The organism is Streptomyces montanus (assembly GCF_005786655.1).
Classification (GTDB): domain Bacteria; phylum Actinomycetota; class Actinomycetes; order Streptomycetales; family Streptomycetaceae; genus Streptomyces; species Streptomyces sporangiiformans.
Map to the genome: position 1 here is coordinate 21,248 of NZ_VBZC01000008.1, position 24,933 is coordinate 46,180.

Consider the following 24,933-nt stretch of genomic DNA (forward strand, 5'->3'; position numbering starts at 1 on the left):
CGGAGGGAGCCAGAGCCATGGCCGGCTGGAGTGCGAGCGACATCCCGGACCAGACGGGCCGTACGGCTGTCGTCACCGGGTCGAACAGCGGGATCGGCTACACCGCCGCGCGCGAACTGGCCAGGCGTGGCGCGCGTGTCGTGCTGGCCTGCCGCAACGAGGTGCGGGGTACGGAGGCCGCCGACCGCCTGGCGATCGAAGTGCCGGGCACGGAACCGGAGTTCATGCGGCTGGACCTGGGAGAGCTGGACTCCGTACGGCGGTTCGCGGAGACGTACGAGCGTGAGCACGACCGTCTGGACCTGCTGATCAACAACGCGGGTGTGATGGCGCTGCCGTACGGGCGCACGGCGGACGGTTTCGAGACGCAGTTCGGGGTCAACCACCTGGGGCACTTCGCGCTCACCGGGCTGCTGCTGCCGGTGTTGCTCGGCACTCCCGGGGCGCGCGTGGTGACCGTCTCCAGCACGATGCACTCGGTGTCCAACATCGACATCAACGACCTGAACAGCGAGGGGCGGTACGGGCGTTGGACCGCGTACGCCCGCTCCAAGACGGCCAACCTGCTCTTCACCCACGAACTGGCGCGTCGGCTCGCCGCCATCGGCTCCGATGTCGTGGCGGCGGCCGCGCACCCCGGCTACGCCGCCACCAACCTCCAGACCGCGGGTCCCAACGCGGAGGGCCGCAGGGCCGTCGAACGCTTCATGCGCATCGGCAACCGCTACTTCGCCCAGTCCGCGGACGCCGGCGCCCTTCCCACGCTGTACGCGGCCACGGCCCCCGACGTCCGGCCCGACTCCTTCACGGGACCGGCCCTCCTGGGCTGGCGCGGCTCGCCCACGAAGTCGTGGCGCGCTCCCTGGACACTCAACGACAGGGCGGGGGAACGGCTCTGGGAGGAGTCGGAGCGGTTGACAGAGGTGGCATACGAGGGGCTGAACGCCTGAACGCGGGGCATCGACACGAAAGGCACACATGCGCAAGGTAACGGCGCATCGATGGCACCACTCCCCGTCACCGCTCGGCCACGACACGTCCACCCCGCGCCCGTAGGTTCCATGCCCGCACGACCCCGCCGCCGACCGGTGGCGGGGCGGTTCAGGCACACACCTGGAGCAGCAGTGGAACGTCGTACTCTCCTGCGTGCGGCCGTCATCGGCGGCTCATCGGCCGTCCTCGGCGGAACCCTCTGGCGCGGCGCCGCGTACGCCGCCCCCGCCCAGCCGGGCAGCGGCCCGTACGGCGCGCTCGGCGCGCCCGACGCCAACGGCATCAGGCTCCCCAGCGGTTTCACCAGCCGTGTGATCGCCCGCTCCGGCCAGACGGTCAGCGGCACCTCGTACACCTGGCACAACGCTCCTGACGGCGGCGCCTGTTACGCCGACGGCAGCGGCTGGATCTACGTCTCCAACTCGGAGATCAACCCGTCCGGCGGCGCGGGCGCGGTGAAGTTCTCCTCGACGGGCGCGATCACCGGCGCGTACCGGATCCTCTCGAACACCCGGCAGAACTGCGCGGGCGGCAAGACCCCGTGGAACACCTGGCTGTCCTGCGAGGAGGTGTCGCTCGGCTACGTCTACGAGACGGACCCGTGGGGTGTGAACGCCTCGGTGCGCCGCGATGCGATGGGCCGTTTCAAGCACGAGGCGGCGGCCGCCGACCCGGTGCGCAAGGTGGTGTACCTGACGGAGGACGAGTCGAACGGCTGCCTCTACCGCTTCGTCCCGACTACTTGGGGCAACCTGTCCTCCGGCACACTGCAGGTCCTGGTCGCCGGAACCGCCACGTCGGGCTCCTTCACCTGGGCGAACGTACCCGACCCGGACGGCTCCCCGACGACCACGCGCACCCAGGTCTCGGGCTCGAAGAAATTCAACGGCGGCGAGGGCTGCCACTACGCCAATGACACGGTCTGGTTCACGACGAAGGGCGACAACCGTGTCTGGCAGCTCAACCTGACGAACAACACGTACGAGTTGGCGTACGACGACTCCCTGGTGACCTCCGGCACGGCCCCGCTGACCGGTGTCGACAACATCACGGGCTCCTCCTCCGGCGACCTGTTCGTCGCGGAGGACGGCGGGAACATGGAGATCTGCGTCATCACCCCGGACGATGTGATTGCCCCGTTCCTGCGGATCGACGGCCAGTCGTCGTCGGAGATCACGGGCCCGGCGTTCTCGCCCGACGGCACCCGGCTGTACTTCTCCAGCCAGCGGGGGACGAGCGGGAGTTCCTCGGGTGGGATCACGTACGAGGTGAAGGGGCCGTTCCGGGCCTGACGGCCGGTCCGCCTGGTTGTACGCGGCTGGTCGTACGCGTCTGTTGTACGGGTCTGTTGTACGCGTCTGGGGGCGCCCGTTCGGTACGGGCGCCCCCAGGGTCGTGCCGGAGTCAGGGTCAGGTCAGGTCAGGTCAGCGGGATGTGTAGCTCTCCGCGTACTCCTCCGGCATCGGGCGGGTGTCCAGGTAGAACCACTCGGCGGTGGGGCCCGGCGTGGGAGTGGTGGCTGAGCGCTGGGGCAGGGGAGCGTCGGCCCGGTACGTGGGCGACGACTCCGGTGCCGTGGGGGCCTTCGTGTCGGTGGCGATCGGCTTCGCCGGGCCCGGCATCAGGAGTTCCACGCGCAGGCCCTTGCCGCGCTGCTGGGTGACGAACTCCTCGACCTGGTTGCGGCAGGCGTGGTCCAGGTGGGTGACGCCCTTCAGATCGAGGCGGATGCGCGGCTTGCCGGACTCGGCGGCACCTTCCAGGGCCTCGATGACCTGCGGAAGGCGCAGGAAGGTGGCATTGCCCGCCATGACGACCTTCGCCGTGTCGTCCTCGATGTGCTGCTTGATGACCGTCTGCGACATGCGCACGGCCGCGAGGATGATGCCCGCGGCGAGGCCGACCAGGACGCCTTCCAGCAGGGCCGTGGCCACGATGACCAGCGTGGTGATCGACATGACCGCGAACTCGCCCCGGTCCTGGCGCCACATCTTCGGGAACTCCTCGGGCGCGAAGAGCTTCCAGCCGCTGTGGATGAGGACGCCCGCGAGGACCGAGATCGGGATCAGCGCCAGGACCTGCGGCAGCAGCAGCGCGAAGGCCAGCAGCCACAGGCCGTGCAGGGTGCGGGACATACGGGTCTTGGCGCCCGCCTGGACGTTCGCCGAACTGCGGGCCACCACCGCCGTGATGGGCAGCGCGCCGAGGACGCCCGCCACCGTGTTGCCGGCGCCCTGGGCGATGAGCTCGGGGTTGTAGCGGGTGCGCGGGCCGTCGTGCATCCGGTCGACGGCGGCCGCGGTGAACAGCGACTCCGCGGACGCGATCACGGTGAAGGTGAGGATCGCCGTGATCACGGCAGGGTCGGCCAGGCCCGCGAACTGCTCCGCGCCGGGTACGTCGACGGACGCCAGCAGGTTGCCGACCTGGAGCGTCTTCACGTTCACGCCGGGCAGGGCGGCGACCGCGATGCCGATGCCCACGGCCACGAGCGCGGCCGGGATCTTCTTGATCGGGCCCGGCACCTTCTTCCACATGAAGCTGAGGACGACGGTGAGGATGCCGAGGCCGGCCGCGATCATCGCCTGCGGGTTCGAGACGGTGTCGGCGAGCAGGCCCGGGACGCCGGCCATGTTCTCGAGCGGGGTGCCGGGAGCCTTGGCGTCGGCCGCGGGGTACGCCTGGCTGAACATCAGCGGCAGTCCGATGCCCGCGAGCATGCCCTGGACGACCGCCAGGGAGATCGCCTGGAAGAACCGGCCGAGCTTCACCAGGCCGAGGATGATCTGCAGGATGCCCGAGAAGAGGACGATCACGCCCAGTTGGGCCACGCCGAGATCCATCACGGTCTCGGCGACCAGGGCGGCGAGACCGGCGGCCGGGCCGCTGACCTGGAGGGTGCTGCCCCGCTGCGCGCCGACCACCAGACCGCCGATGACGCCCGAGATGATGCCCAGCTCGGCCGGGACACCGGAGGCCACGGCGACGCCGATGCAGAGGGGGAGGGCCACGAGGAACACCACGAGGGATGCCGTGATCTCGGTGGCCAGGTCAGCCTTGGGGGCGTTGGAGGAGTTCGAGCCCTTCACACCCTTGGCGCCCTTCGCGCCCTTCAAGAGGTTCGCGGCCAGGGGGGACTTGGATGTCTTGGGCGGCTTGGGGCCCCTGGGGTCGTGAAGGGGGTTGGGGTCGTTGTGCTCCTGGGGTGCATGGGTTGTGGGGTGGGGCGGCTCGGACGGGTGCCGCGGTGTCGCCCACGCGTCGTGGCGCGGGGGTCCCGGGGATGCCGGCCATTCGTCCTGATGGTGCGCGGGTGCCGCCCACTCGTCCTGCGGTCCGGGCTTCGCCCACGCGTCCTGGGACGCGGGTGCGGTCTGGTGCGGTCCTGTCGCGTCCACCCTCACCGTGCGGCCCGCGCCGTCTGGTCCGGCGCCGCGGCCCCTGGCGTGCCTCCGGTGCGTGCCGCTCATGCCGCATGCACCCGGAACAGGCCGTCCTCGTCCAGCTCATGGACCTGGCCGGTGTCCACCTCGTAGTACCAACCGTGCAGCCGCAGCCCGCCCTCGTCGAGACGCTGCCGTGCCGACGGGTAACTCCGCAGTGCGGCGAGCTGGTTGACGACGTTCAGTTGGACCACGTCCGACAGGGACGGGCCGGTCGGCGTCGCCTCGAGCACCGGCGCCAGCCGCGGGCGGGCCAGGTCCAGCCAGGCGTCCACACCGGGCAGCCTGGACAGGTCGTCGCCGGCCCTGATGGCGCTCATCGCGCCACAGTGGGAATGGCCACACACGATGATGTCGTGAACGCCGAGCACCTCCAGTGCGTACTCGATGGTGGCCGCCTCGCCCGAGGCGCCAGGCTGTCCATATGGCGGAACGATATTGCCGGCGTTCTGCAGCTCGAATATTTCTCCGGGCCCTGCGCCCGTGATCAGGGCGGGTATGACCCGTGAGTCCGAGCAGGTAATGAACAATGCCTCGGGCGACTGACCTTCGGCCAGTTTCCGGTATTCGCCACTTTCGAAGTCGACCCGTCGCTTGAGCGAGCGGGCGTGGTCCAGCAATGCCTTCACGGTTCCTCCCGGCAGGTGTTTTCCCACCGTGTCCGACATGGCGTACGGCCAGATTGTGCGCGGTAATCGACCAGGTCAGATGCGGTTCAGGGATGGTTCTGGGGGTAGTTCAGGGGTGGGGTTCGACCGGTCTTCATCACCGTAGAACAGCGATTGCCAGACGAAGGTTAGGGGAACGCTAAAACGCGGCCAGGAATGGATCAGGCTTTGTCCAGGCGCCCCAGAGGGGGACTAAGAGAACGTCAACAGGGCTCGTCCGGACGGTTTTTGAGCGGCTGCTCACATTGCCCGGATCTAGGCGACGTACCATTGACGGCTCTTGTAGCGTGTCCACTCCACGGCAACGGAATTCGTGCTGTCCGGATGCGTGGTTGCTGTTGACGGTTCACGGAGAGACGGGAACGCATGAGCGTACGAGTGCTGCTCATCGAGGACGACCACACGATCGCCGAACCGCTCGCCGAGGGTCTGGGGCACTTCGGGCTGGCGGTGAATCATGTCGGCACCGGGACCGAGGGGTTGAGGGGGCCGTACGGCGATGTCGTCCTGCTCGACCTGGGCCTGCCGGACGTGGACGGCATCGACGTCTGCCGCGGCATCCGGCAGACCTCCGACGTGCCCATCATCATCCTCAGCGCACGGGGCGAGGAGGCCGACCGCGTCCTGGGCCTCGAACTGGGCGCCGACGACTATCTGGCGAAACCATTCAGCATGCGCGAACTCGTGGCGCGGGTGCGGGCGGTGACCCGCCGTACGCAACGGAACGGGCCGGGCGGGCAGTTACCGGACGCGGAGGCGTACGGCCCGGGTGCGAGAAGCGGGTTCGGCGCCGGAGAGTCCGGGGGCGGGTCGCTCGGGGCCGGCCTGTCGGTCTCGGGATCGTTCGGGGCCGGTCTTCCGGGCCCGGGAACGTACGGCGGCGGAGCCGTCTCCGGTACGGGGTCGCATGGCGCCATGGACGCCGGGGCCGGGGCCGGGGCCCGCGACGCGGCGGAGTCGGAGAGCGGGGCGCCGAGCTCAGGTGCGTCGGATTCCTGGTCGCGGGCCGGAGGGGCGTCGGGCGGGGAGTCCTTCGGCGGGGAGTCGTTCGGCGGCGAGCCGTTTGGTCGCGAGTCGTTCGGTGGCGAGTCGTTCACCAGGGACTCGGGGGCCGCATCGCCCAGGCCGACCTCCTCCCCCTCGTACGAACCCGGCGATGGCACCCGGCAGTTCGAGTCCTCGCGGAGCTTCGAGGCCGACTCCTTCGGCAGCCGGGACCTCGACACGAGCAGTTCGTTCGACTCGACCCGTTCCTTCGACGCGACCGGCTCCCCCGATTCGACCGGCTCCTTCGACTCGCGCTCCTTCGAGTCCACCCGCTCCTTCGATTCCACCCGTTCCTTCGAAACGACCGGTTCCTTCGATTCGGCACGTTCGTTCGACGCCCCCGGCTCCGCCGAGTCCTCCCGTTCGTTCGACGCGCCTCGTTCCTTCGAGGCCCCCGACCCCGCCTTCGACCCCGTACCGCCCCCCGAAGCCACCGCCGAGGACGGCGCCACCGGGCCGCTGGTCGTTGACCGGCGGACGCGGCAGGTGTGGGTCGGTGAGTCACCCGTGGCGTTGACGCCCAAGGAGTTCGAGCTGCTGGCGCTGCTCACCGAGGACCCGGGGGCGGTGTACTCGCGGCAGCAGATCCTCGACCGGGTGTGGGACGAGCACTACGAGGGCCCGACCAAGACGCTGGACGTGCATGTGGCCACGCTGCGGCGGAAGTTGGGGAACTCGGCGTGGATCCAGACACTGCGCGGGGTGGGGTTCCGGCTGGCGGTGCACACGCGGCCGCCCACCGCGTACCCCGCGTCCGACCAGCCGGCGGCGTATCGATGACCCGACGCCTGCTGCTCAGCTACCTCAGCCTCGCCGCCTTCGTCCTGCTGTGCCTGGAGATCCCGCTGGGCATCGTCTACTCACGGGCCGAGCGGGAGCGGATCGTCAACTCCGCCAACGACGAAGCCGAGTCGGTGTCCGCGTTCGCCTCGCTGTCCGTCGCGTCCGGACGGGAGGGCGAGCTGACCGAGCGGGTCGAGCACTGCGCCGAGCGCATCGGCGGGCAGGTCGTCATCCTCGACGCGCAGGGCGATCTGCTGGCCACCTCCGACCCGCTGTCGAGCGAGGAGGAGCGCGGCCTGGAGTCGCACCCCGAGGTGGCCGCCGCGCTCGACGGCAGGGCCACCACCCACGTCCGTACGTCCACCATCGGCGGGGTGCGCTACCTCTCCGTCGCGGCCCCGGTCGTGCACGGCGGGCAGGCGCAGGGTGCCGAGCGCGCCATGGGGGCGGTGCGGATCACGCTGCCCACGGACATGGTTACCGACCGCGTCAGCCGGGTGTGGCTGCTGCTGGCGTTCACCGGGCTCGCGGCCCTCACCGCCGTCGCCGCGCTGGCGTTCGCGTTCGCCCAGTGGACCGGACGTCCCATCCGGCAGTTGGAGGAGGCCACGCACCGGCTGGCCGACGGCGGCTCCGCGACCCCGGTGGCGATCACCAACGGGCCGCCGGAGGTGCGCAGCCTCGCGGCCACCTTCAACCGCACCGCCGCGCGCCTCGAACACCTCCTCGCTTCCCAGCGAGCCTTCGCCGGCGAGGCCTCCCACCAGCTCAAGACCCCGCTCGCGGCGCTGCGCCTGCGCCTGGAGAACCTGGAGTCCGACATCGCCCTGCACGCCCGGGGCAGCCTCACCGCCGCGATGACGGAGACCGACCGGCTGGCCCGGATGGTCGAGGGGCTGCTCGCGATGGCGCGGCTCGACGAGAGCGCCGCCGAACGTGAACCGGTGGATCTGGACCGGGTGTGCGTGGAACGGCACCGGGCCTGGACCCCGCTGTTCGAGCAGCACGGAGTGGGGCTCGCGCTGGTGGGCGACTACGCGGGGCAGGTGCTGGCGGTGCCCGGAGCGGTGGAGCAGATCCTGGACAACCTGCTCTCCAACGCGCTGCGCGTGTCACCGCCGGGCACCACGGTCTCCATCGACCTGCGCCGCCACGCCCCCCACGAACGCCGCTTCCCCCACCACTTCCCGCACCACCGCCCGTCCGGCCCCACCCGGGTCGAGCTGCATGTCATGGACGAGGGCCCCGGCATGACCGAGGAGCAGCGCCGCCGCGCCTTCGACCGCTTCTGGCGCGCCCCCGACGCCCCCAAGGGCGGTACGGGCCTGGGCCTCGCCCTGGTCCAGCGCCTCGCCCACGCCGGCGGCGGCGAGGCCGCCCTCCGGCCCGCGCCGAACGGCGGCCTCGACGCGGTGGTCCACCTCCCGTGCGCCTCGAACCGGGACGGCGTTCCGAACCGGGACGGCACCAACCGCGACGGTACCCATGCTTCGGACCACCGGCCCCCGAGACCACTGGAGGCCACCCGCTGAGCGGTCTACAGCGACGCTCCGCCGTCGATCACCAGGTCGGTGCCGACGACGGACGCGGCCGCGTCGGAGGCCAGGTACAGCACGGCCGCGGCGATCTCCTCGGTCGACGAGGTGCGACCCACCGGCGACTCCTCCTTCATCCGTACGGCACGCTCGGTCTCGGTCTCACCGGGCTTCAGCGACATGGTGGTCGCGGAGGCGCCGGGACTCACCACGTTGATGCGGACGCCGTCCGCGATGTGGTCGAGCGCGGCGCCACGCGTGAGCGCGGCCACGGCGGCCTTGGAGGCGCCGTACGCGGCCTTGCCGGCCAGTTGCCGGTGCGCGCCCAGGTTGGACGAGATGTTGACGATGGAGCCGCCGTCCGGCTGCGTCCTCATCTGGCGGACCTGGGCCCGCAGGGCGAGGAGCACACCGGTGACGTTGGTGTCGAGCAGCGTGTGCCAGTCGTCGTCGGAGAGGTTGGTGACGGGCTGCCCGCCCCGGAAGACGCCGGCGTTGTTCACCGCGACGTCGAGCGAGCCGAAGCGATCGACGGCCGTCCGGACGAGCGCGTCCACGTCGGCGGCCCGTGCCACGTCGGCGACCTGCGCGACCACCGTGCCCGGCGCGCCTTCGGCGAGGGCGACGGTCTCGTCGAGCGAGGCGCGGGTGCGCCCCGCCACGACGACGGAGGCCCCTTCGGCGGCGAAGGCGAGCGTGATGGTCCGCCCGATCCCGGATCCGCCCCCGGTGACGAGGACGGTACGGCCTGAGAAGCGGCTGTCGGTCATGGTGTGACCCCTTTTCTTCAGTGGATGTTGCTCGGTGGGTGTTGTGGTGCGGGAACCCCGCTCCCGGCCGGTGCCGGTGCCGGTGCCGGTGCCGGTGCCGGGGGTGGGGGTGGGGGTGGAGATCAGGGGCGCGCGAGGCGCAGGGCCACGGCGGCCGTGCCGAACAGGGCCGCGATCGCCGCGAGGCTTGCCGCGTCGCCGCCGACGGCGAGCACCAGAGCGAAGACGACGGTCGGGCCGGTCTCCATCGCCGTGTTGTGCACTCCGCCCGCGAGCCCGGTCCGTTCGACGGGCACCCGGTCGGTGGACAGGACGGCGGCCCCGGCGAAGGAGGCGGCCGCCCCGGCGGCCAGCAGGACGAATCCGGGGAGCACGCCGTACGCGTACGGGACGCCCGTGTCCAGTCCGAAGAGCGCGAGCGACGTGAGTCCCCCCGCTCCCGTGACCAGCCCGGCACGGGTGACGGCGGCGGCCCCGTACCGCCCGACGAGCCGCCCGGCCACCCGGCTCGACGCGATGAGCGCGACGGCGAACGGCGTGAACGCGACCGAGGTCCGCAGCGCCGACCAGTCGCGGCCGTCCTGCAGATGGAGCGAGAACAGCACGAAGACGGTCGCGGTCCCGGCGGCGGTGAGCGCGGTGGCGACGAGCCCGAGCGCGCGCCGGCCGTCCAGGAGGAAGCGCGGCGGCAGCAGCGGATCGTGCGTCCGCCGCTCGACCGCGAGGAAGGCGGCCAGCAGGACGACACCGGCGGCCAGCGGCCCCAGCACCCGGCCCGAGTGCCACGGCCAGGCGTCGGTGAGAACGAGCCCGTAACTCGTGGATGTGAGACCGGCCGTGGCCAGGAGAGCGCCGGGGAGGTCGAGGGCTGGGCGGACCAAGTGACCGGGGCGATCGGGGACCCCGGGGTGCTCCTGTGCCGGGGTCGTTCCGGGCCGGAACAGGATCCGGGGCGCCAGCGCGAGCGCCGCCACCGTCACCGCGAGCGGCACGGCGAAAGCCCAACGCCAGGACCAGAGCGCCGAGATGACGCCGGAGAGCAGATTGCCCGCCGTGGCGCCGAGGATCGACAGTCCGCCCCAGGTGGCCATCGCCCTGCCGTATGCGGTGGGGGAGTCGAACAGCGTCCGCAGCACCGCCATCGCGGCCGGCGCGATCAGGGCCGCTCCCGCGCCCTGCGCGAAACGGGCCGCGAGCAGTGCCGCGTATCCGGGGGCGAACGGGGCGGCGGCCGACGCGGCACCGAACAGCAGCAGGCCGGCGGTGAGCGCGCGGCGTCCGCCGTAGCGGTCGGCGAGCCGCCCGCCGAACAGCAGCAGACCGGCGAAGGTCAGCCCGTACGCGGCGCTGAGCAGGATCAAGTCCTCGCGCCGCAGCCCGAATTCATGCCCGATCCGCGGCAGTGGTACTGCCACCGCCGCCAGTGTGAAGATCAGCGTGACCTGCAGGGTGCCGAGTAAGGCGAACGGCGCTCGGGTGGATCGCGGTGTCGGCGCCGCTGTCGGCACGGTGCCGTCGACCAGGGTCATGTAGCTCCCCTTTACTTGACCGATCGGTTCAATATGAGGGCGTGCTTCGGGCAGAAGGTCATGCGAGACAGGAGGTCGTGCGAGACGGGAGGTCGTGCGAAACGGCCGTACGGGAGACGGCTTCGGTCAGTCCAGCAGCGTCAGAGCCTGCTCCGCCGCGTCCCGTACCCGCGCCGGGTCCGTCGACGCCTTGCCGACCACCCGCAGCCCCTGCAAGAGCACCAGCAGCATGCGGGCCAGAGCCCTTGGGTCGCGGTCCTCCGGGAGTTCGCCCTGTGCCTGGGCGCGTACGAGCGCCGAGTGCAGCGGCATCTCGATGTGCTGCCAGCTGAGCTCCACGCGGCGGGCCGCCGCGGTGTCGTGCGGGCCCAGTTCGGCCGCCGTGTTGGTGACGAAGCAGCCGTTCAGGCGTCTGACCTCGTCCGCGGCCTCCGCCGCGAAGCGCCGCACCAGCGTCCGTACGGCGGGCAGTGCGGGACCGGGCTGGGACAGCTCGCGCAGCAGCGCGGTGTCGGACGTCTCGCCGTACCGGTCCAGCGCCTTCAGGTACAGGTCGTGCTTGTTTCCGAAGGTCGCGTAGATGCTGGCGCGCCCGATGCCGAGGTGTTCGACCAGGTCGGCCATCGACGTCGCCTCGTAGCCGCGCCGCCAGAACAGCTCCAGGGCGGACTGGAGCGCGGCGTCCGGATCGAATTCCTTGGTCCTGGCCATGCGAAGCAGCCTAGGCTTTTCTGAAACGATCGGTCAAGCAACGACTTCGGGGTGCGGCCCATGGAGCCGCACCCCGTATTCAGCCCGTACGTCAGCCCCTACGTCAGTAAGTGCGCACCTCGTACGAGGCCACCGTCACCGTCTCGTCGTCCAGGCACTGCCCCGACTCCAGGTCGAAGCGCTGCTTGAGCAGGGGTGAGGCGACGAACGGGCGGCCCTGGTGCGTGCCGGTCAGTCCGCGGGAGAGGACGGCGGCGCCGCTGAACGGGTCGCGGTTGTCGATGGCGTACAGGCGCCCCGATCGGTCCAGGAAGACGGCGGCCTGGCGACCGTCCGGGAGCAGGGCGGCCACGCCGCGGCCCGGGATCAGGGCGGTCAGGTCACAGACCGTGAACCAGTCGTCCTCCAACTGGAGTTGGATCTTCAGAGCCGTCGTCTCGGGTGCGAGGGTCATCGCGTGGCGCTTCCTTCCAGGGGGCGGGTGCCGATGGTCAGCAGCGGCAGGTCGGGCTTGATCTGGTCGCGCTCGGGGACGAAGCCGACGACCGGGTCGGGGGTGTCCGGCGCGTTGACGAAGGAGACGAAGCGGGACAGCTTCTCCGGGTCGTTGATGGTCTCGGCCCACTCGTCGCGGTAGTTCGCGACATGCGCGGTCATCAGGGACTCCAGCTCCTCGCAGATGCCCAGCGAGTCGTGCACGACGACATCGCGGACGTGGTCCAGGCCGCCCTCGATCCGCTCCAGCCAGGTCGAGGTGCGCTCCAGCCGGTCGGCCGTGCGGATGTAGAACATCAGGAAACGGTCGATCAGACGGATCAGTTCGGCGTCGGAGAGGTCCTGCGCGAGCAGGTCCGCGTGGCGCGGGGTCGCGCCGCCGTTGCCGGCCACGTACAGGTTCCAGCCGTTGGACGTGGCGATCACGCCGAAGTCCTTGGACTGGGCCTCGGCGCACTCGCGGGCGCACCCGGAGACCGCCGACTTCAGCTTGTGCGGGGAACGCAGACCCCGGTAGCGCAGCTCCAGGTCGATCGCCATGCGCACCGAGTCCTGGACGCCGTAGCGGCACCAGGTCTGCCCGACACAGGACTTGACCGTACGCAGGGACTTTCCGTACGCGTGCCCGGACTCGAAGCCCGCGTCGACCAGCCGCGCCCAGATCAGCGGCAGTTGCTCGACTCGCGCACCGAACATGTCGATCCGCTGACCGCCGGTGATCTTCGTGTAGAGACCGAAGTCGCGGGCCACCTCGCCGATCACGATGAGCTTCTCGGGAGTGATCTCGCCGCCGGGGATGCGCGGCACGATCGAGTAAGAGCCGTTCTTCTGGAGGTTGGCGAGGAAGTGGTCGTTGGTGTCCTGGAGCGAGGCCTGCTCGCCGTCCAGGACGTAACCGTCCGCGCCGATCGTGGGTGCGAGCGAGGCGATGATCGAGCCCACCGCCGGCTTGCAGATCTCGCAGCCGTCGCCGCCGCGCGCGCCCTCGCGCCCGTAGCGGTCCAGCAACTGCTGGTAGGTGTTGATGCGCAGGGCGAGGACGATCTCGTACAGCTCCTGGCGGGTCTGCGAGAAGCAGCCGCACAGGCCGTGGTCGACCTCGACGCCGTTCGCCTCCAGCTCGTCGTTGACGAGCTGGCCGAGGACCTTGACGCAACTGCCGCAGCCCGTACCGGCCTTGGTGCACTTCTTGACCTCGGGCACCGTCGTGCACTGGTGGTCGGTGACGGCGCCGCGGATGGTGCCCTTGGTGACGTTGTGGCAGGAGCAGATGATCGCCTCGTCCGGCAGCGCGGACGGGCCGAGCTGGGCCGGGCCGCCCGAGCCGGCCGGCAGGACGAGCTGCTCCGGGGCGATCGGCGGCACCGATCCGGTGAGCGCGCGCAGCGTCCCGTAAGCATCCGCGTCGCCGACCAGGATGCCGCCGAGCAGCTCGCCGTCCCGGCCGATGACCAGCTTCTTGTACGTGCCGGAGCGGGAGTCCGCGTAGACGACGTCGAGGCAGTCCTCGGTGGCGCCGTGCGCGTCGCCGAAGGAGGCGACGTCGACGCCGAGCAGCTTCAGCTTGGTCGACAGGTCGGCGCCCGTGAAGGCGGCCTCCTCGTCGGCGGCGATGGTGGCGGCCGTCGTCTCGGCCATCTCGTAGCCCGGCGCGACCAGGCCGTACACGCGGCCGTCCGAGGCCAGCGCGCACTCGCCGATCGCGAAGACGTGCGGGTCGGAGGTGCGGCACTGCTCGTCGACGCTGATCCCGCCGCGCTCGCCCACGTTCAGTCCGCAGTCGCGGGCGAGCGCGTCACGGGGGCGCACCCCGGCCGAGAACACCACGAGATCCGTGGCGAGTTCGGAGCCGTCGGAGAGCTTCATACCGGTCACCGCGCCGTCGTCGCCGGTGACGATCTCCTGCGTGCCCGTGCCGGTGTGCACGGACAGGCCCATGTCCTCGATGGTGCGAAGGAGCGCGGCGCCGCCGCCCTCGTCGACCTGCACCGGCATCAGACGCGGCGCGAACTCCACGATGTGCGTGGTCAGTCCGAGTCCCTTGAGCGCGCCCGCCGCCTCCAGGCCGAGCAGCCCGCCGCCGACGACCGCGCCGGTGGTGGCCTTCGCCTTCGCGTACTCCTCGATGGCGAGGAGGTCCTCGATCGTGCGGTAGACGAAGCAGCCCTCGGCGTCCTTGCCGGGCACCGGCGGCACGAAGGGGTACGAGCCGGTCGCGAGCACGAGCGTGTCGTACGCGACGGTCAGACCCGAGCGGGCCGTCACCGTCCGCGCCTCACGGTCGATGTGCTCGGCAGGGTCGCCGATGTACAGCTCGATCCCGTGGTCCTTGATGAACTCCATGTCCGTCATGGACAGTTCCTCGGGCGTACGGCCCGAGAAGTACGAGGTCAGCTGGACGCGGTCGTACGCGGGGCGTGGCTCCTCGCACAGCACGACCACGCGGTGCGTGGCGGTCAGGCCGCGCTCGGCGAGCGCTTCGAGGAAGCGCTGGCCGACCATGCCGTGGCCGACTAGCACGATCGTGGGGGTGTCCGTGGACATCAGGAGCCTCCATCGTTGGTAAGCAGGTGGAGCAGTGGTGCGCCGTCCGTGGGGAGCGGCTCTGCTCCCTCCCAGGCGCGGGCGAGCGCGCCGACGGTGCCGAGCTCGCCGACGAGCACCCCGCCGACCAGGCGGTCGTCGCGGACGACGACCTTGCGGTAGGTACCGCGGGTCGCGTCGGCGAGCTGGATGACGTCGTCGCCGGGGCGAGGGGTGGGCTCGCCGAAGGAGGCGAGGTCGAACGGGGTGCCGGAGGCCAGGGTCAGCCGGGTGAGGGCGCGGGTGCCGGTGTAGCGGGCGCTGTCGTTCCGGGTGAGCAACTCCGCGAGGACGTCGGCCTGTTCGAGAGCGGGCGCCGCGAGACCGTAGACGTTGCCCGCGTGCTGCGCGCAGTCGCCGATCGCCCGGATGTGCGGGTCGGACGTGCGGAGTTCGTCGTCGACGACGATGCCCTTGTGCACGGTGAGCCCCGCGTCCTGGGCGAGGCCCACGCGCGGATGCACACCGCAGGCCAGCACCACCAGATCGGCGTCGAGGGCGTAGCCGTCGGCCATCTCGACCGAGCGGACCGCGCCGCCGACGCAGCGCACGTCGCGCACCCGGCACTCGGTGTGCACCTCGACGCCGAGGTCCTTGAGATGCCGGAGCACCAACCTCGACGCCGAGGGGTCCAGTTGACGTTCCATCAGGCGCTCTGCCTGCTGGGCGAGGACGACCTGGGCGCCGCGCGCGGCGAGCGCACGGGCGGCCGAGACGCCGAGGAGCCCGCCGCCGATGACGACGGCGCGGGCGTCCGGGCGTACCGCCTCGGACAGGCCGAGGCAGTCGTCCATCGTGCGGAACGCGTGCACACCGTCCGGCAACTCGTGCCGGCCCGGTGTGAAAAGGCCCCGCAACGGCGGAAGTACCGGGTTCGAACCGGTCGCCAGGACCAGCGTGTCGTATGCGATCACGCTCCCGTCCGCGCAGTGCACCCGCCGGTCCGCACGGTCGATGCCGGTGACTCGGGTGCGGGTCAGCTCCGCGGGCGCGGGCAGGGCGATCACCTCGGGGGTGTACCGCCCGGCCAGGACCTCCGCGAGCAGGACCCGGTTGTACGGGGTGTGCTCCTCGTCGCCGATGAGCACAGCGGGCAGGCCGAGCTCTCCGAGCCGCCGGGCGAGCCGTACGCCCGCGAGGCCGGCGCCGATCACCACCACACGCGTATTTGAGGTCATGAACGCAGCGTGCGGTGCCGGTGTTACCCGGCCGCATCACCACTGTTTCCCGCGGGGAACGCTGCCCTCAGCACCGTGGGGGCGGGAGTGTGAGGGTTCTGACGGGGGCCTTGGGCGGCATGGGGAGGTTTGGGATCCGCCCTGCTGGGGCCCGGTGGGGCTAACCGAACCTCCGGGTTCCGTGCAGGCACGATCGCTCCCCGGGCGGGGCCGCGGAAGCCTTGAGATGCCGGGGTTGTCTCAGTCACGTTCCCGGTCCGCACCCGAGCTCACACCGCGGCTCGCACCCCTGGAGGACGTGTCATGGACACCACCCAGAAGCCGTACGTCCGGGACGCCGCCGCCGTGCGGACGTGGCAGATCGTACGCGAACCGTTCACCGCGAGGACCTGGCGCCGGGTCGCGTACGCGGTGCTGGCGGTGCCGGCCGGACTGGCCGCCGTGCTCCTGGGGCTGCTCGGCGCCCCGGCGGGCCGCTGGCAGCGCGGGCTCCTCCGGCGCTTCCTCGGCGCCGACCTGCCGGGGCCCTCGGGAGGCGCGCGGGGCGCGCGGGGTGCGCGGGGTATGCGGGGCTCGCGTGGCTCCTGGCGAAGCTCCCTGAGGGATGTGGGCCACGCGCTGCTCGCCCTGCCGCTCAACCTCGCGGTCCTGGTGATCACGGCCTACGGCTGGTCCATCGTCCCGATGAACCTGGGCTGGCCCCTGCGCGGCGGTGACCCGGCCACGGCGTGGGGAGGGCCCAGCCTCGCCGGAGCATGGGCCTTCCACGCCTTCGTCGGCGGGGTCGGCTTCCTCCTCCTCATGCCGTGGCTGGGCCGTGGCCTCGCTTCGCTCCAGCTCCGGCTGGCGTCGGCGCTGCTCGCCCGACCGTAGGTTGAAGCCATGCGCCGCCGCATCCGCACCGTCGCGACCGCCCCCACCCGTGCCTTCACGCCCGGGGCCCTGGCCACGCTGCTCTACGCGGTGGTCGTGTTCCCGCTCGCGCTCGTGGGGTTCGTGCTCACGCTCGTGGGGCTCCTCGTCGGCGGGGCCCTGTCCGTGACCACGCTGGGCCTGTGGGTGCTCGCGGCGACCGTGCGGGGCGCGCTCGCGCTGGGCGCGGTCCAACGGGCCCTGGCCCGCGGGCTGCTGGGCCTGACGATCGAGGAGCCGGTGGCGCACACCGGGAGAGGAGTGCTCGGCCGACGTCGCGCTCTGCTTGCCGGACGGGCCGGGTGGCGGGCCGTCGGGTGTGCGCTGGGGACGCCCTTCACGTCCGCGCTCGGGCACGCGGCCGTCCTGGGCACCTACGTCTACGGTGTCCTCTTCACCCTGCACCCCCTGCTCCAGCGGTGGAACCACCACACCGTGCGCGACAGCGACGGCACCACCCACCACGTGTCGCTGGAGGTCGCGGGCGTCCAGCTCGACTCCTGGCCAAGGTGGCTGATCCCCGTAGCGGCAGGACTCGTTCTGCTGGCCGCCGCGCCCTGGCTGCTGCGCCAGGCCCTCGTCCCGCACCGCATGCTGCTGGCCGCCACGCTCGGCCCGAGCGCGGCCGACCGCCGTATCCGCACTCTGGAGGACACCCGCGCCCAGGCGGTCGACGACGCGGTGGCCACGCTCCGTCGCATCGAGCGCGACCTGCACGACGGCACGCAGGCCCGGCTCGTCGGGCTCGCGATGCATCTGACGATGATCCGGGAGCTGATCGGGGCCGGAGCCGACCGCGCACAGCTGCTCACCGTCGTCGACACCGCCCAGGGCAACGCCAAGCAGGCCATCGCCGACCTCCGCCACCTCGTCAAGGGCATCCACCCGCCCGTACTGGACCAGGGACTGGACACCGCCCTCGCCACGCTGGCGGCGGACAGCGCCCTGCCGGTCGAGGTCGTCACGGACATCGGCGCACGGCCCGCACCCGCCGTCGAGTCCATCGCGTACTTCTGCGCCGCCGAACTCCTCGCCAACGCGACGAAGCACAGCGGGGCGTCCGGCGCGACGGTGACCGTCACCGCCCGGGACGGACTGCTGCGGCTGGACGTCCGAGACGACGGACGCGGCGGCGCGACGGTCGGCGCGGGCTCGGGGCTCACCGGCCTGCTGAACCGGATACGGACCGTCGACGGCACACTCACCTGCGACAGCCCGTCCGGAGGCCCTACGGTGGTCACCGTCGAGCTGCCCTGCCGAGTCGATCCGGCCGGGGCCGGCGGGGCCGCCACCGAACGGGAGTGACATGCGCGTCGTCATCGCGGAGGACTCCGCCCTTCTGCGCGACGGACTCGTCCAGCTGCTCGGGATGCGGGGCGTGGAGGTCGCGGCGGCCGTCGGCGACGCGGACGCGCTCCTCGCGGCGGTCGCCGAGCACGCCCCGGACGCCGCCGTCGTCGACATCCGGCTGCCGCCCACCCAGACGGACGAGGGGCTGCGCGCGGCCGTACGCCTGCGCGCGGACCACCCCGGCACGGGAGTTCTGATCTTCTCCCAGTACGTGGAGACGAAGTACGCCGCCCAGCTTCTGGGCACGAACCCGGCGGGCGTCGGCTACCTCCTCAAGGAACGCGTCGTGGACATCGGCGAGTTCGTGGCCGCGCTGGAGCGGATCGCCGCCGGCGGGACCGCCCTCGACCCCGACGTCGTGGCCCAGCTCTTCGGCGCGAGCCGCCGCGCCGGCGCCCTGGACACGCTCACGCCCCGCGAACGCGAGGTGCTCGCGCTGATGGCCGAGGGCCGCACGAACCACGGGATCGCCACGTCCTTCACCGTCTCCGAAAGGGCCGTGGAGAAGCACATCGCGAACATCTTCACCAAGCTCGACCTGCCCCCGTCGGACACGGGCCACCGCCGGGTGCTCGCGGTGCTGCGGTACTTGGAGACGGCGGGCTGACGCTTTATTTCCTTTTGTTTCCCCGGACTTATTTCCTTGGACGACACACGCATCCGTCCATAGGGTCATGATCATGCCCGACATATCGCTGGCCATGATCGTCGTCCTGTGTCTCGCAGCCCTCGCGGCCGGCTGGATCGACGCGGTGGTGGGCGGAGGCGGGCTTCTGCTGCTCCCCGTCCTGCTGCTCGGGCTGCCGAACTCGGGACCGGCGGCCCAGTACGCGCTCGGTACCAACAAGGCCGTGGCGATCGTCGGGACGACGGGCGCGGCGGTCACGTACGCGCGGAAGGCGCCGGTGGACGTGAGTACCGCCGTGCGGATCGGGCTCGCGGCGCTCGCCGGTTCGACGGCCGGGGCCTTCGTCGCCACCGGGATGAGCACCGAGGTGCTGAAGCCCGTCGTCATGGTCGTCCTGCTCGGCGTCGGGGCGTTCGTGATCCTGCGGCCCGCCTTCGGCACGGCACCGTCGACCGGGCCCGTCTCGCCTCGCCGGGTCCTCGCCGCGATCGGGCTCGCCGGCCTCGGCATCGGCTTCTACGACGGGCTCATCGGCCCCGGCACGGGTACGTTCCTCGTGCTCACGCTCACCGCGATCCTCCACCTCGACCTGGTGACGGCCTCCGCCACCGCCAAGATCGTCAACTGCTGCACCAACGCGGGCGCCCTCGCGACCTTCGCCTGGAAGGGCACGGTGTACTGGCAACTGGCCGCGCTGATGGCCGTCTTCAACCTCGTCGGCGGCACGGTGGGAGCGCACACCGCGCTCAAGAAGGGCAGCGGGTTCGTACGGGTCGTGCTGCTGACGGTCGTGTTCGCGCTGGTGGCGAATCTGGCGTACGAGCAGTGGGTGGCGTGAACGGTGGAGCGCGTGAACGGCAGTGGAGGCGTGGCGGTCAGCGGCTGCCGGTGAGGTGCGCGAACACCACCACGTTGCCCAGGTAGCCCGTGGCCCGCGAGTAGCCGCCCCCGCAGGTGATCACCCGTAGCTCCGGCCGACGGGCGGCTCCGTACACCTGCTGGTCCGGGAAGCCGCGGGCGCCGTACACCTCGACCGCGTCGACGGCGAAGAGGGCGACCGTGCCGTCCCGGCGCTCGACCTCGATCGTGCTGCCCTTCTTCAGTGCGCCGAGGCGGTAGAAGACGGCGGGTCCGTCCGCGTTGTCGACATGGCCGGCGACGATCGCGGTGCCCCTCTCGCCGGGTGTGGTGCCGGCCTCGTACCAGCCGGCGAGGTTCTTCTTCTCGGCCGGCGGTACGTCGAGGCTGCCCTGCGGAGTGAGGCCGAGGCCCGTGAGGGGAGCGTTCACGCGGATCGAGGGGATGCGTATGCGGTCGGGCGGGGAGGGCGGGAGCGCTGCCGCCGAGAGCGGATCCTCCTGCGTGCCGGAGCGGGCCTGCGCGGCCGACGGCTGCGGCGGGGCGTCCGTCTCGGTGCCGCTGCCCAGCAGCCATGCGCCCGAGCAGAGGGCGACGAAGGTGACGGCGGCTATGGCGAGGTTGCCGCCGCGCCCGCGGGACATCCGGGATATCCGCATGATGTACCCCCCTTTTTCAGGAGCCTTCGAGCCATCGCGCCTTCGAGCCGTCGCGTCTTCGAGCTGTCGAGCCTTCGAGCTGTCGAGCCTTGGGAGCCCTCAGGAACTGGGTCCCGCTGCCCCCTCCGGGCCGCGAGGGGCGTCGGACCCGAAGGGGGAGGGGACTGCGGTACCGGTGGACAGCGAGGTGTCCGGTCAGATCCCGTCGCCTCTCGCCCGGCGATGCAGGAGCCAGGTACCGCCCGCGGCGGCGACGGCCAGCGCTGCCACTCCCGCCGCGGTCCGCGCGGGGTCGGGACCGGGTGCGCCGCCGACCCCCGTCTTCACACTTCCTCTCGGGTGTACCTGCTCCTGGGCGGGTTCCTCGGTGCGTTCCTCGGCGGTCGGCTCGGAGTGTTCCTCGGCGGGCTGCTCGCTGTGTTCCTTGCCGCGTTTCTCGCTGGGTTTCTTCGCGGGTTCCTCGGAGTGTTCCTTGCTGCGTTCCTCGCCGCGTTTCTTCGCGAGTTCCTCGGCGTGCTCCTTGCCGCGTTCCTCGCCGCGTTCCTTCGCGGTTTCCTCGGTGTTCGCCTGGGCGGAGGCCAGCGTGACCGTCACGTCGCCCGTCAGCCGCTTGCCGTCGGAGCAGCGCGCGGCGATCTCGTACGTGCCCGGTTGCGCGGACGGCGGCACCCGGAGCCAGCCGACCGCGTTCTGCTCGTGCTCGCTGGGCTCCAGCGTGAACTCGCCCGCGCCCACCGCGCCGGCGTCCCCCGTCATCGAGCTGTCCGCGCCGCACGCCGACGTGTTCACCGTGACCTCGGCGCCGGGCGCGACCGTGGACGGGTAGACCTCCAGGCCTTCCGTTCCCACGTCGGCGCCGTGCGCGGGCACGGCAGCGAGGCCCGCGACGGCGACGGCGAGCGCGGTACCGGTCAGCAGGCAGGCTGTGCGCATCGTGCTCGCTCCTCCGAAAGGCCACGACCCGCGGCACCCCCATGTGCCGCTGCCTCGGTCGCGCCCTGCCCTATGTAGGTAAGTGGCAGTGGCCGCTACACGCCTCCTGAAGGGACGTCAGAAATGAGGTGAACGGGTGTCGGGCGAGCGCCCCGGCCGCCGTGTTCGACGACATTTCAGCAGGTCACCGGCGTCCGTGGAAAAAGAATCCGATCGGAGCGAAGCGCGCGTGTGAACGGGTGACCGGCTCCCTCGGGGGGTTTCCGGTGCATTCCCCGGACGGCGACTTGACCTCAGGTTTAGTTGAGGTAAGGGGCTGCTCCCATGAACACCGCCCACGACCCTTTCCTGCTGCCAAGCCCGTCGCCTGCGTCTCGTACGGCGGCGTCTCCGGCGGTCTCCGCGCGAGGGCGGCGCATCCTTACGGGGACTGAGCCGTTCCGGGCAATAGATGGCAAATCTCTTCATCACGCGCATACCGCCTCAAGGGTGAATATGAGCTGATCACGAAAACCTCCGACGCGGAACGAGGGTTAAAGGCAGGCCGACTCCCTCGCTCTCGAACGGAGACTGCCCGTGTGTGGGTCCAACCTGTCGATCCCTGCCGCACGGCCCGTGATCGGTGAAGCCGAGATCGAAGCCGTCGTACGCGTTCTGCGCAGCGGCCATGTCATCCAGGGGCCCGAAGTGGCCGCCTTCGAAGAGGAGTTCTCGGAGCTGGTCGCGGGGCGTTCCTGCGTCGCGGTCAACTCCGGAACCTCCGCGCTGCAACTGACCCTCATGGCTCTCGGCATCGGACCGGGCGACGAGGTGGTGGTGCCCTCCTTCTCGTTCGCCGCCACCGCCAACGCGGTACGCCTGGTCGGCGCCGAACCGGTCTTCGCCGACATCACGCCCGGCACCTACTGCCTCGATCCGCTCGCCACGGCCGCGGTCATCGGCCCGCGCACCGCCGCGCTGATGCCGGTGCACCTGTACGGGCACCCGGCCGCCATGGACCGGCTGATGCCGCTCGCCAACCGCCACGGCCTCGCCGTGATCGAGGATGCCTGCCAGGCGCACGACGCCGCGCTGCACGGGCAGCCGGTCGGCACGTTCGGGCAGGCCGGATGCTTCAGCTTCTATCCGACGAAGAACATGCACACGCTCGAAGGCGGCATGATCAGCACCGCCGATGCCCAACTGGCCCGCACCCTCAGGCTGTTGCGGAACCAGGGCATGGAGCAGCGGTACGAGAACGAGATCGTCGGCGCCAACATGCGGATGACCGACGTCGCGGCGGCCGTCGGCCGTGAACAGCTGAAGCAACTGCCCGCGTGGACGGAGCGGCGCCGGGCCAACGCCAAGGTGCTCGACTCCCGTATCGAGGGGCTGCCCGTGCCGCAGGTGGCCGACGGCGCCCGACACGTCTACCACCAGTACACCGTCCGTGTTCCCGACGGCCGCCGGGACGACGTGCAGCAGGAGCTGGCCCGGCAGGGCATCGGCAGCGCGGTGTACTACCCGACGCCGATCCACCGGCTGAAGCCGTACCAGGACCCGGGCAGGCCGCCCCTGCCCGAGACCGACCGCGCGGCCGCCGAGGTTCTCTCCCTGCCGGTGCACCCCACTCTCGGGCCGGGCGAGCTGGAGCGCGTCGCCCAGGCCGTGAACCTCGCCGGAGGTGCGCCGTGAGCAAGCAGGCCTTGCGCGCGGGGCTCATCGGTCTGGGCGCGATGGGACGCAACCACGCCCGGGTGCTGTCGTCGCTCGACGGCGTCGAACTCGTCGGCGTCATGGACCCGGCGGGAGACCCCGCGGGCGCCGCGCGCGGCGCCCCGGTCCTCGCCACTCTGCCCGAACTGCTCGCGCTCCGCCTCGACTACGCCGTGGTCGCCTGCCCCACGGCGCAGCACGAGGAGATCGGCCTCGCGCTGGCCGCGGACGGCGTGTGCGCCCTGATCGAGAAGCCGCTCGCCCACTCCGCGGCCGCCGCCCGACGGCTGGTCGACGCCTTCGACACGGCCGGTCTGATCGCCGGGGTCGGGCACATCGAGCGCTTCAACCCGGCGTTGCAGAGCATGCGTGCGCGCCTGGAGGCGGGCGAGCTGGGCGAGGTGTTCCAGGTGGTGACGCGGCGCCAGGGCCCCTTCCCCCATCGCATCGCCGACGTGGGTGTGGTCAAGGACCTCGCGACCCACGACATCGACCTCACGTCCTGGGTCACCGACCGCGACTACGCCTCCGTCTCGGCGCGCACCGTCTGCAAGAGCGGCCGCCCCCACGAGGACATGGTCTCCGTCGTCGGCGACCTCAGCGACGGCACGCTGGTCAGCCATCTCGTCAACTGGCTGAGCCCGCTCAAGGAGCGCTTCACCGCGGTGACCGGCGAGCGCGGCTGCCTCGTCGCGGACACCCTCACCGCGGACCTGACCTTCCATGCCAACGGCGCGGTGACCACCGAGTGGGAAGCGCTGCGCGCCTTCCGCGGAGTCTCCGAGGGCGACATGGTCCGGTACGCGATTCCCAAGCGCGAGCCGCTGCTCGTGGAGCACGAGCGGTTCCGCGACGCGGTGGAGGGCAAGGCCACGGACATCGTCACCCTCGACCAGGGGCTGAGAACCGTCGAGGTGGCAGAGGCGGTCATCGACTCGGCACACCACCGGGCGTCCGTCCCACTGCAGAGCCCGCACCGCAGCACCCTGTCGGCGGTCACGCAGCGGTCGTGACGGTCCCCTCGCGCGACGCACTGCCCTCCCTCACCGGCCTGCGCTTCTGGGCCGCGCTCCTGGTGGTCCTCTATCACTTGAGCCGACAGGTCGGTGAGGTACCGGGGCTCACCCCACTCGTCTGGTACGGCCGCACCGGGGTGACCTTCTTCTTCGTGCTCTCCGGGTTCGTGCTGGCCTGGACGTACGAGGGAGCCCGGTTGCCCGTCACGGTCTTCTACCGGCGGCGCTTCGCCCGTATCTGGCCGCTGCATCTCGTCACCACCGCGCTGTCCGTGGCGCTGTACCTGCTGCTATCGGCCGAGGTCTCCGTCACGGCCGTCGCCGCTTCGCTCCCGCTCATGCAGGCATGGCATCCGGCCCTGGCGAAGGGCGGCAACCCGGCCGCGTGGTCGCTGAGCGACGAGGCGTGGTTCTACGCCCTTTTCCCCGGCCTGCTCGCACTTTTGGCGGCCCGCGGCAACCGGCTCCTGCGCCGAGCGGGAGCGACGGCCGTACTGGCACTGCCCCTCGCCTGGCTGTGCGGTGCCCTGGTCGTCTCGCCGGCGGTCAGGTCATGGCTGCTGGACTATCTGCCGCTGACACGCAGTGCACAGTTCGTGCTCGGAGTGGTGTGCGCACTCGCGGTCAAGCGCGGAGGGCGCCCCCCGTTGTCGCTTCCCGCAGCCGCCGTTGCGGTCCTCGCCTGGCACACGGCCCTCATCCCCTGGCACGCGGCCCTCCCCGACAGCGCCTGGTACGGCCCCTACAACGCCTCCCAGCTGCTGAGCGCACCCCTCTTCGCCGCACTGATCGCGGCGGCGGCACATCGCGACGTACAGGGACTGCCCACGGGTCTTCGCGGCACCTGGCTCCTCCGCCTGGGCCGCTGGTCCTTCGCCTGGTACCTGGTGCACGAACTCGTGCTACGGCTTTTTCTGCACCTGTACGGCCGCACGGCGCCCGGCTGGCCCTCACTGGTCGTGTGGCTGGTCCTGGCCCTGGCCAGCCAGGCCCTGGCCGGGCTGCTGTATGCGCTCGTGGAGCGGCCCGCCGAGTCATGGCTGCGCAGCCGCGGTTCGGTCCCTCGCAGGGCCGGGCGGTCGGGCGCCGACCGATTGTCGTGGAATCCTTAATGCCGATCATTCATTTCCCTGCGTGGCTTTCCCT

At 71.3% G+C, this 24,933-nt stretch carries 20 protein-coding genes and 2 pseudogenes; 12 read left to right on the top strand and 10 right to left on the bottom strand.

Features of this window, described 5'->3' with window-relative positions:
- The first annotated feature begins 17 nt into the window (after window positions 1–17).
- Window positions 18–950: an oxidoreductase gene (locus tag FE633_RS08720; RefSeq protein WP_138044532.1), complete on the top strand. Its 933-nt coding sequence runs from the start codon at window positions 18–20 to the stop codon at window positions 948–950.
- Between the two features lie 174 nt (window positions 951–1,124).
- The gene (locus FE633_RS08725) at window positions 1,125–2,285 is read left to right on the top strand and encodes an alkaline phosphatase PhoX (protein WP_138044533.1); all 1,161 of its coding nucleotides are present in this window, start codon (window positions 1,125–1,127) and stop codon (window positions 2,283–2,285) included.
- 133 nt (window positions 2,286–2,418) lie between these two features.
- On the opposite strand, the gene FE633_RS08730 is transcribed toward FE633_RS08725, so the two are convergent.
- Window positions 2,419–4,464, bottom strand: a complete 2,046-nt coding sequence (locus tag FE633_RS08730) for a SulP family inorganic anion transporter (RefSeq protein ID WP_246113513.1) — start codon at window positions 4,462–4,464, stop codon at window positions 2,419–2,421.
- Window positions 4,461–5,066 (bottom strand): carbonic anhydrase, encoded by a 606-nt coding sequence (locus FE633_RS08735; RefSeq protein ID WP_138044690.1) that lies wholly within the window; start codon window positions 5,064–5,066, stop codon window positions 4,461–4,463. Before FE633_RS08735 ends, FE633_RS08730 begins: the two co-directional genes overlap by 4 nt.
- Window positions 5,067–5,471: 405 nt before the next feature.
- Between FE633_RS08735 and FE633_RS08740 the strand changes: the two are divergent.
- From FE633_RS08740 to FE633_RS08750, 3 genes and pseudogenes are all read left to right on the top strand, one after another.
- Window positions 5,472–5,828 (top strand): annotated as a pseudogene (locus FE633_RS08740) (response regulator transcription factor); the annotation flags it as partial.
- Between the two features lie 774 nt (window positions 5,829–6,602).
- Window positions 6,603–6,932: pseudogene (locus tag FE633_RS08745) on the top strand (winged helix-turn-helix domain-containing protein); the annotation flags it as partial.
- Window positions 6,929–8,467 carry a sensor histidine kinase gene (locus tag FE633_RS08750; RefSeq protein WP_138044534.1) on the top strand — a complete coding sequence of 513 codons (1,539 nt, stop codon included), beginning with the start codon at window positions 6,929–6,931 and terminating at the stop codon, window positions 8,465–8,467. The pseudogene FE633_RS08745 and the gene FE633_RS08750, both read left to right, overlap by 4 nt.
- Before the next feature lie 5 nt (window positions 8,468–8,472).
- Here the strand turns inward: FE633_RS08750 and FE633_RS08755 are convergent, their stop codons facing one another.
- From FE633_RS08755 to FE633_RS08780, 6 genes are all read right to left on the bottom strand, one after another.
- On the bottom strand, window positions 8,473–9,240 hold the full coding sequence (locus FE633_RS08755; RefSeq protein WP_138044535.1) for an SDR family NAD(P)-dependent oxidoreductase: 768 nt from the start codon (window positions 9,238–9,240) through the stop codon (window positions 8,473–8,475).
- A 122-nt stretch (window positions 9,241–9,362) separates the two neighbouring features.
- Window positions 9,363–10,769 carry an MFS transporter gene (locus FE633_RS08760; protein ID WP_138044536.1) on the bottom strand — a complete coding sequence of 469 codons (1,407 nt, stop codon included), beginning with the start codon at window positions 10,767–10,769 and terminating at the stop codon, window positions 9,363–9,365.
- Window positions 10,770–10,895: 126 nt separating this feature from the next.
- A complete protein-coding gene (locus tag FE633_RS08765) occupies window positions 10,896–11,480 on the bottom strand; it encodes a TetR/AcrR family transcriptional regulator (RefSeq protein ID WP_138044537.1) in 585 nt (194 codons plus the stop codon).
- A 103-nt stretch (window positions 11,481–11,583) separates the two neighbouring features.
- Window positions 11,584–11,934, bottom strand: coding sequence for a nitrite reductase small subunit NirD (gene nirD, locus FE633_RS08770; RefSeq protein WP_138044538.1), 351 nt, complete (start codon window positions 11,932–11,934; stop codon window positions 11,584–11,586).
- Window positions 11,931–14,519 (bottom strand): nitrite reductase large subunit NirB, encoded by a 2,589-nt coding sequence (gene nirB / locus FE633_RS08775; protein WP_138044539.1) that lies wholly within the window; start codon window positions 14,517–14,519, stop codon window positions 11,931–11,933. The genes nirD and nirB overlap by 4 nt, the downstream gene beginning before the upstream one ends.
- Window positions 14,519–15,736 carry an NAD(P)/FAD-dependent oxidoreductase gene (locus tag FE633_RS08780; RefSeq protein ID WP_138044540.1) on the bottom strand — a complete coding sequence of 406 codons (1,218 nt, stop codon included), beginning with the start codon at window positions 15,734–15,736 and terminating at the stop codon, window positions 14,519–14,521. Before FE633_RS08780 ends, nirB begins: the two co-directional genes overlap by 1 nt.
- Before the next feature lie 303 nt (window positions 15,737–16,039).
- On the opposite strand from FE633_RS08780, the gene FE633_RS08785 reads away from it, so the two are divergent.
- From FE633_RS08785 to FE633_RS08800, 4 genes are all read left to right on the top strand, one after another.
- Window positions 16,040–16,609 (top strand): sensor domain-containing protein, encoded by a 570-nt coding sequence (locus FE633_RS08785; protein WP_138044541.1) that lies wholly within the window; start codon window positions 16,040–16,042, stop codon window positions 16,607–16,609.
- A 9-nt stretch (window positions 16,610–16,618) separates the two neighbouring features.
- Window positions 16,619–17,953 carry a sensor histidine kinase gene (locus FE633_RS08790; protein ID WP_138044542.1) on the top strand — a complete coding sequence of 445 codons (1,335 nt, stop codon included), beginning with the start codon at window positions 16,619–16,621 and terminating at the stop codon, window positions 17,951–17,953.
- Between the two features lies 1 nt (window position 17,954).
- Window positions 17,955–18,605 carry a LuxR C-terminal-related transcriptional regulator gene (locus FE633_RS08795; protein ID WP_138044543.1) on the top strand — a complete coding sequence of 217 codons (651 nt, stop codon included), beginning with the start codon at window positions 17,955–17,957 and terminating at the stop codon, window positions 18,603–18,605.
- Between the two features lie 73 nt (window positions 18,606–18,678).
- On the top strand, window positions 18,679–19,464 hold the full coding sequence (locus tag FE633_RS08800; RefSeq protein WP_138044544.1) for a sulfite exporter TauE/SafE family protein: 786 nt from the start codon (window positions 18,679–18,681) through the stop codon (window positions 19,462–19,464).
- 37 nt (window positions 19,465–19,501) lie between these two features.
- Here FE633_RS08800 and FE633_RS08805 read toward each other — a convergent pair whose 3' ends face one another.
- Window positions 19,502–20,143 carry a class F sortase gene (locus FE633_RS08805; RefSeq protein WP_246113514.1) on the bottom strand — a complete coding sequence of 214 codons (642 nt, stop codon included), beginning with the start codon at window positions 20,141–20,143 and terminating at the stop codon, window positions 19,502–19,504.
- 195 nt (window positions 20,144–20,338) lie between these two features.
- Complete coding sequence (locus FE633_RS08810; RefSeq protein WP_138044545.1) at window positions 20,339–21,076, bottom strand: hypothetical protein; 738 nt, start codon at window positions 21,074–21,076, stop codon at window positions 20,339–20,341.
- A gap of 576 nt (window positions 21,077–21,652) precedes the next feature.
- Here FE633_RS08810 and FE633_RS08815 point away from each other — a divergent pair.
- The 3 genes from FE633_RS08815 to FE633_RS08825 are packed head-to-tail and all read left to right on the top strand — an operon-like array spanning window position 21,653 to window position 24,899.
- The gene (locus tag FE633_RS08815) at window positions 21,653–22,750 is read left to right on the top strand and encodes a DegT/DnrJ/EryC1/StrS family aminotransferase (protein ID WP_212747188.1); all 1,098 of its coding nucleotides are present in this window, start codon (window positions 21,653–21,655) and stop codon (window positions 22,748–22,750) included.
- Window positions 22,747–23,784 (top strand): Gfo/Idh/MocA family protein, encoded by a 1,038-nt coding sequence (locus tag FE633_RS08820; protein ID WP_138044547.1) that lies wholly within the window; start codon window positions 22,747–22,749, stop codon window positions 23,782–23,784. The genes FE633_RS08815 and FE633_RS08820 overlap by 4 nt, the downstream gene beginning before the upstream one ends.
- Window positions 23,781–24,899, top strand: coding sequence for an acyltransferase family protein (locus FE633_RS08825; RefSeq protein ID WP_138044548.1), 1,119 nt, complete (start codon window positions 23,781–23,783; stop codon window positions 24,897–24,899). Before FE633_RS08820 ends, FE633_RS08825 begins: the two co-directional genes overlap by 4 nt.
- Window positions 24,900–24,933 lie beyond the last annotated feature (34 nt).

Excerpts from the sequence above, each read along its gene's own strand:
- FE633_RS08720 (WP_138044532.1), top strand. The coding sequence starts at position 18 with ATGGCCGGCTGGAGTGCGAGCGACATCCCGGACCAGACGGGCCGTACG.
- FE633_RS08730 (WP_246113513.1), bottom strand. The coding sequence starts at position 4,464 with ATGAGCGGCACGCACCGGAGGCACGCCAGGGGCCGCGGCGCCGGACCA.
- FE633_RS08750 (WP_138044534.1), top strand. The coding sequence starts at position 6,929 with ATGACCCGACGCCTGCTGCTCAGCTACCTCAGCCTCGCCGCCTTCGTC.
- FE633_RS08755 (WP_138044535.1), bottom strand. The coding sequence starts at position 9,240 with ATGACCGACAGCCGCTTCTCAGGCCGTACCGTCCTCGTCACCGGGGGC.
- FE633_RS08760 (WP_138044536.1), bottom strand. The coding sequence starts at position 10,769 with ATGACCCTGGTCGACGGCACCGTGCCGACAGCGGCGCCGACACCGCGA.
- FE633_RS08765 (WP_138044537.1), bottom strand. The coding sequence starts at position 11,480 with ATGGCCAGGACCAAGGAATTCGATCCGGACGCCGCGCTCCAGTCCGCC.
- nirD (WP_138044538.1), bottom strand. The coding sequence starts at position 11,934 with ATGACCCTCGCACCCGAGACGACGGCTCTGAAGATCCAACTCCAGTTG.
- nirB (WP_138044539.1), bottom strand. The coding sequence starts at position 14,519 with ATGTCCACGGACACCCCCACGATCGTGCTAGTCGGCCACGGCATGGTC.
- FE633_RS08780 (WP_138044540.1), bottom strand. The coding sequence starts at position 15,736 with ATGACCTCAAATACGCGTGTGGTGGTGATCGGCGCCGGCCTCGCGGGC.
- FE633_RS08785 (WP_138044541.1), top strand. The coding sequence starts at position 16,040 with ATGGACACCACCCAGAAGCCGTACGTCCGGGACGCCGCCGCCGTGCGG.
- FE633_RS08790 (WP_138044542.1), top strand. The coding sequence starts at position 16,619 with ATGCGCCGCCGCATCCGCACCGTCGCGACCGCCCCCACCCGTGCCTTC.
- FE633_RS08795 (WP_138044543.1), top strand. The coding sequence starts at position 17,955 with ATGCGCGTCGTCATCGCGGAGGACTCCGCCCTTCTGCGCGACGGACTC.
- FE633_RS08800 (WP_138044544.1), top strand. The coding sequence starts at position 18,679 with ATGCCCGACATATCGCTGGCCATGATCGTCGTCCTGTGTCTCGCAGCC.
- FE633_RS08805 (WP_246113514.1), bottom strand. The coding sequence starts at position 20,143 with ATGCGGATATCCCGGATGTCCCGCGGGCGCGGCGGCAACCTCGCCATA.
- FE633_RS08810 (WP_138044545.1), bottom strand. The coding sequence starts at position 21,076 with ATGCGCACAGCCTGCCTGCTGACCGGTACCGCGCTCGCCGTCGCCGTC.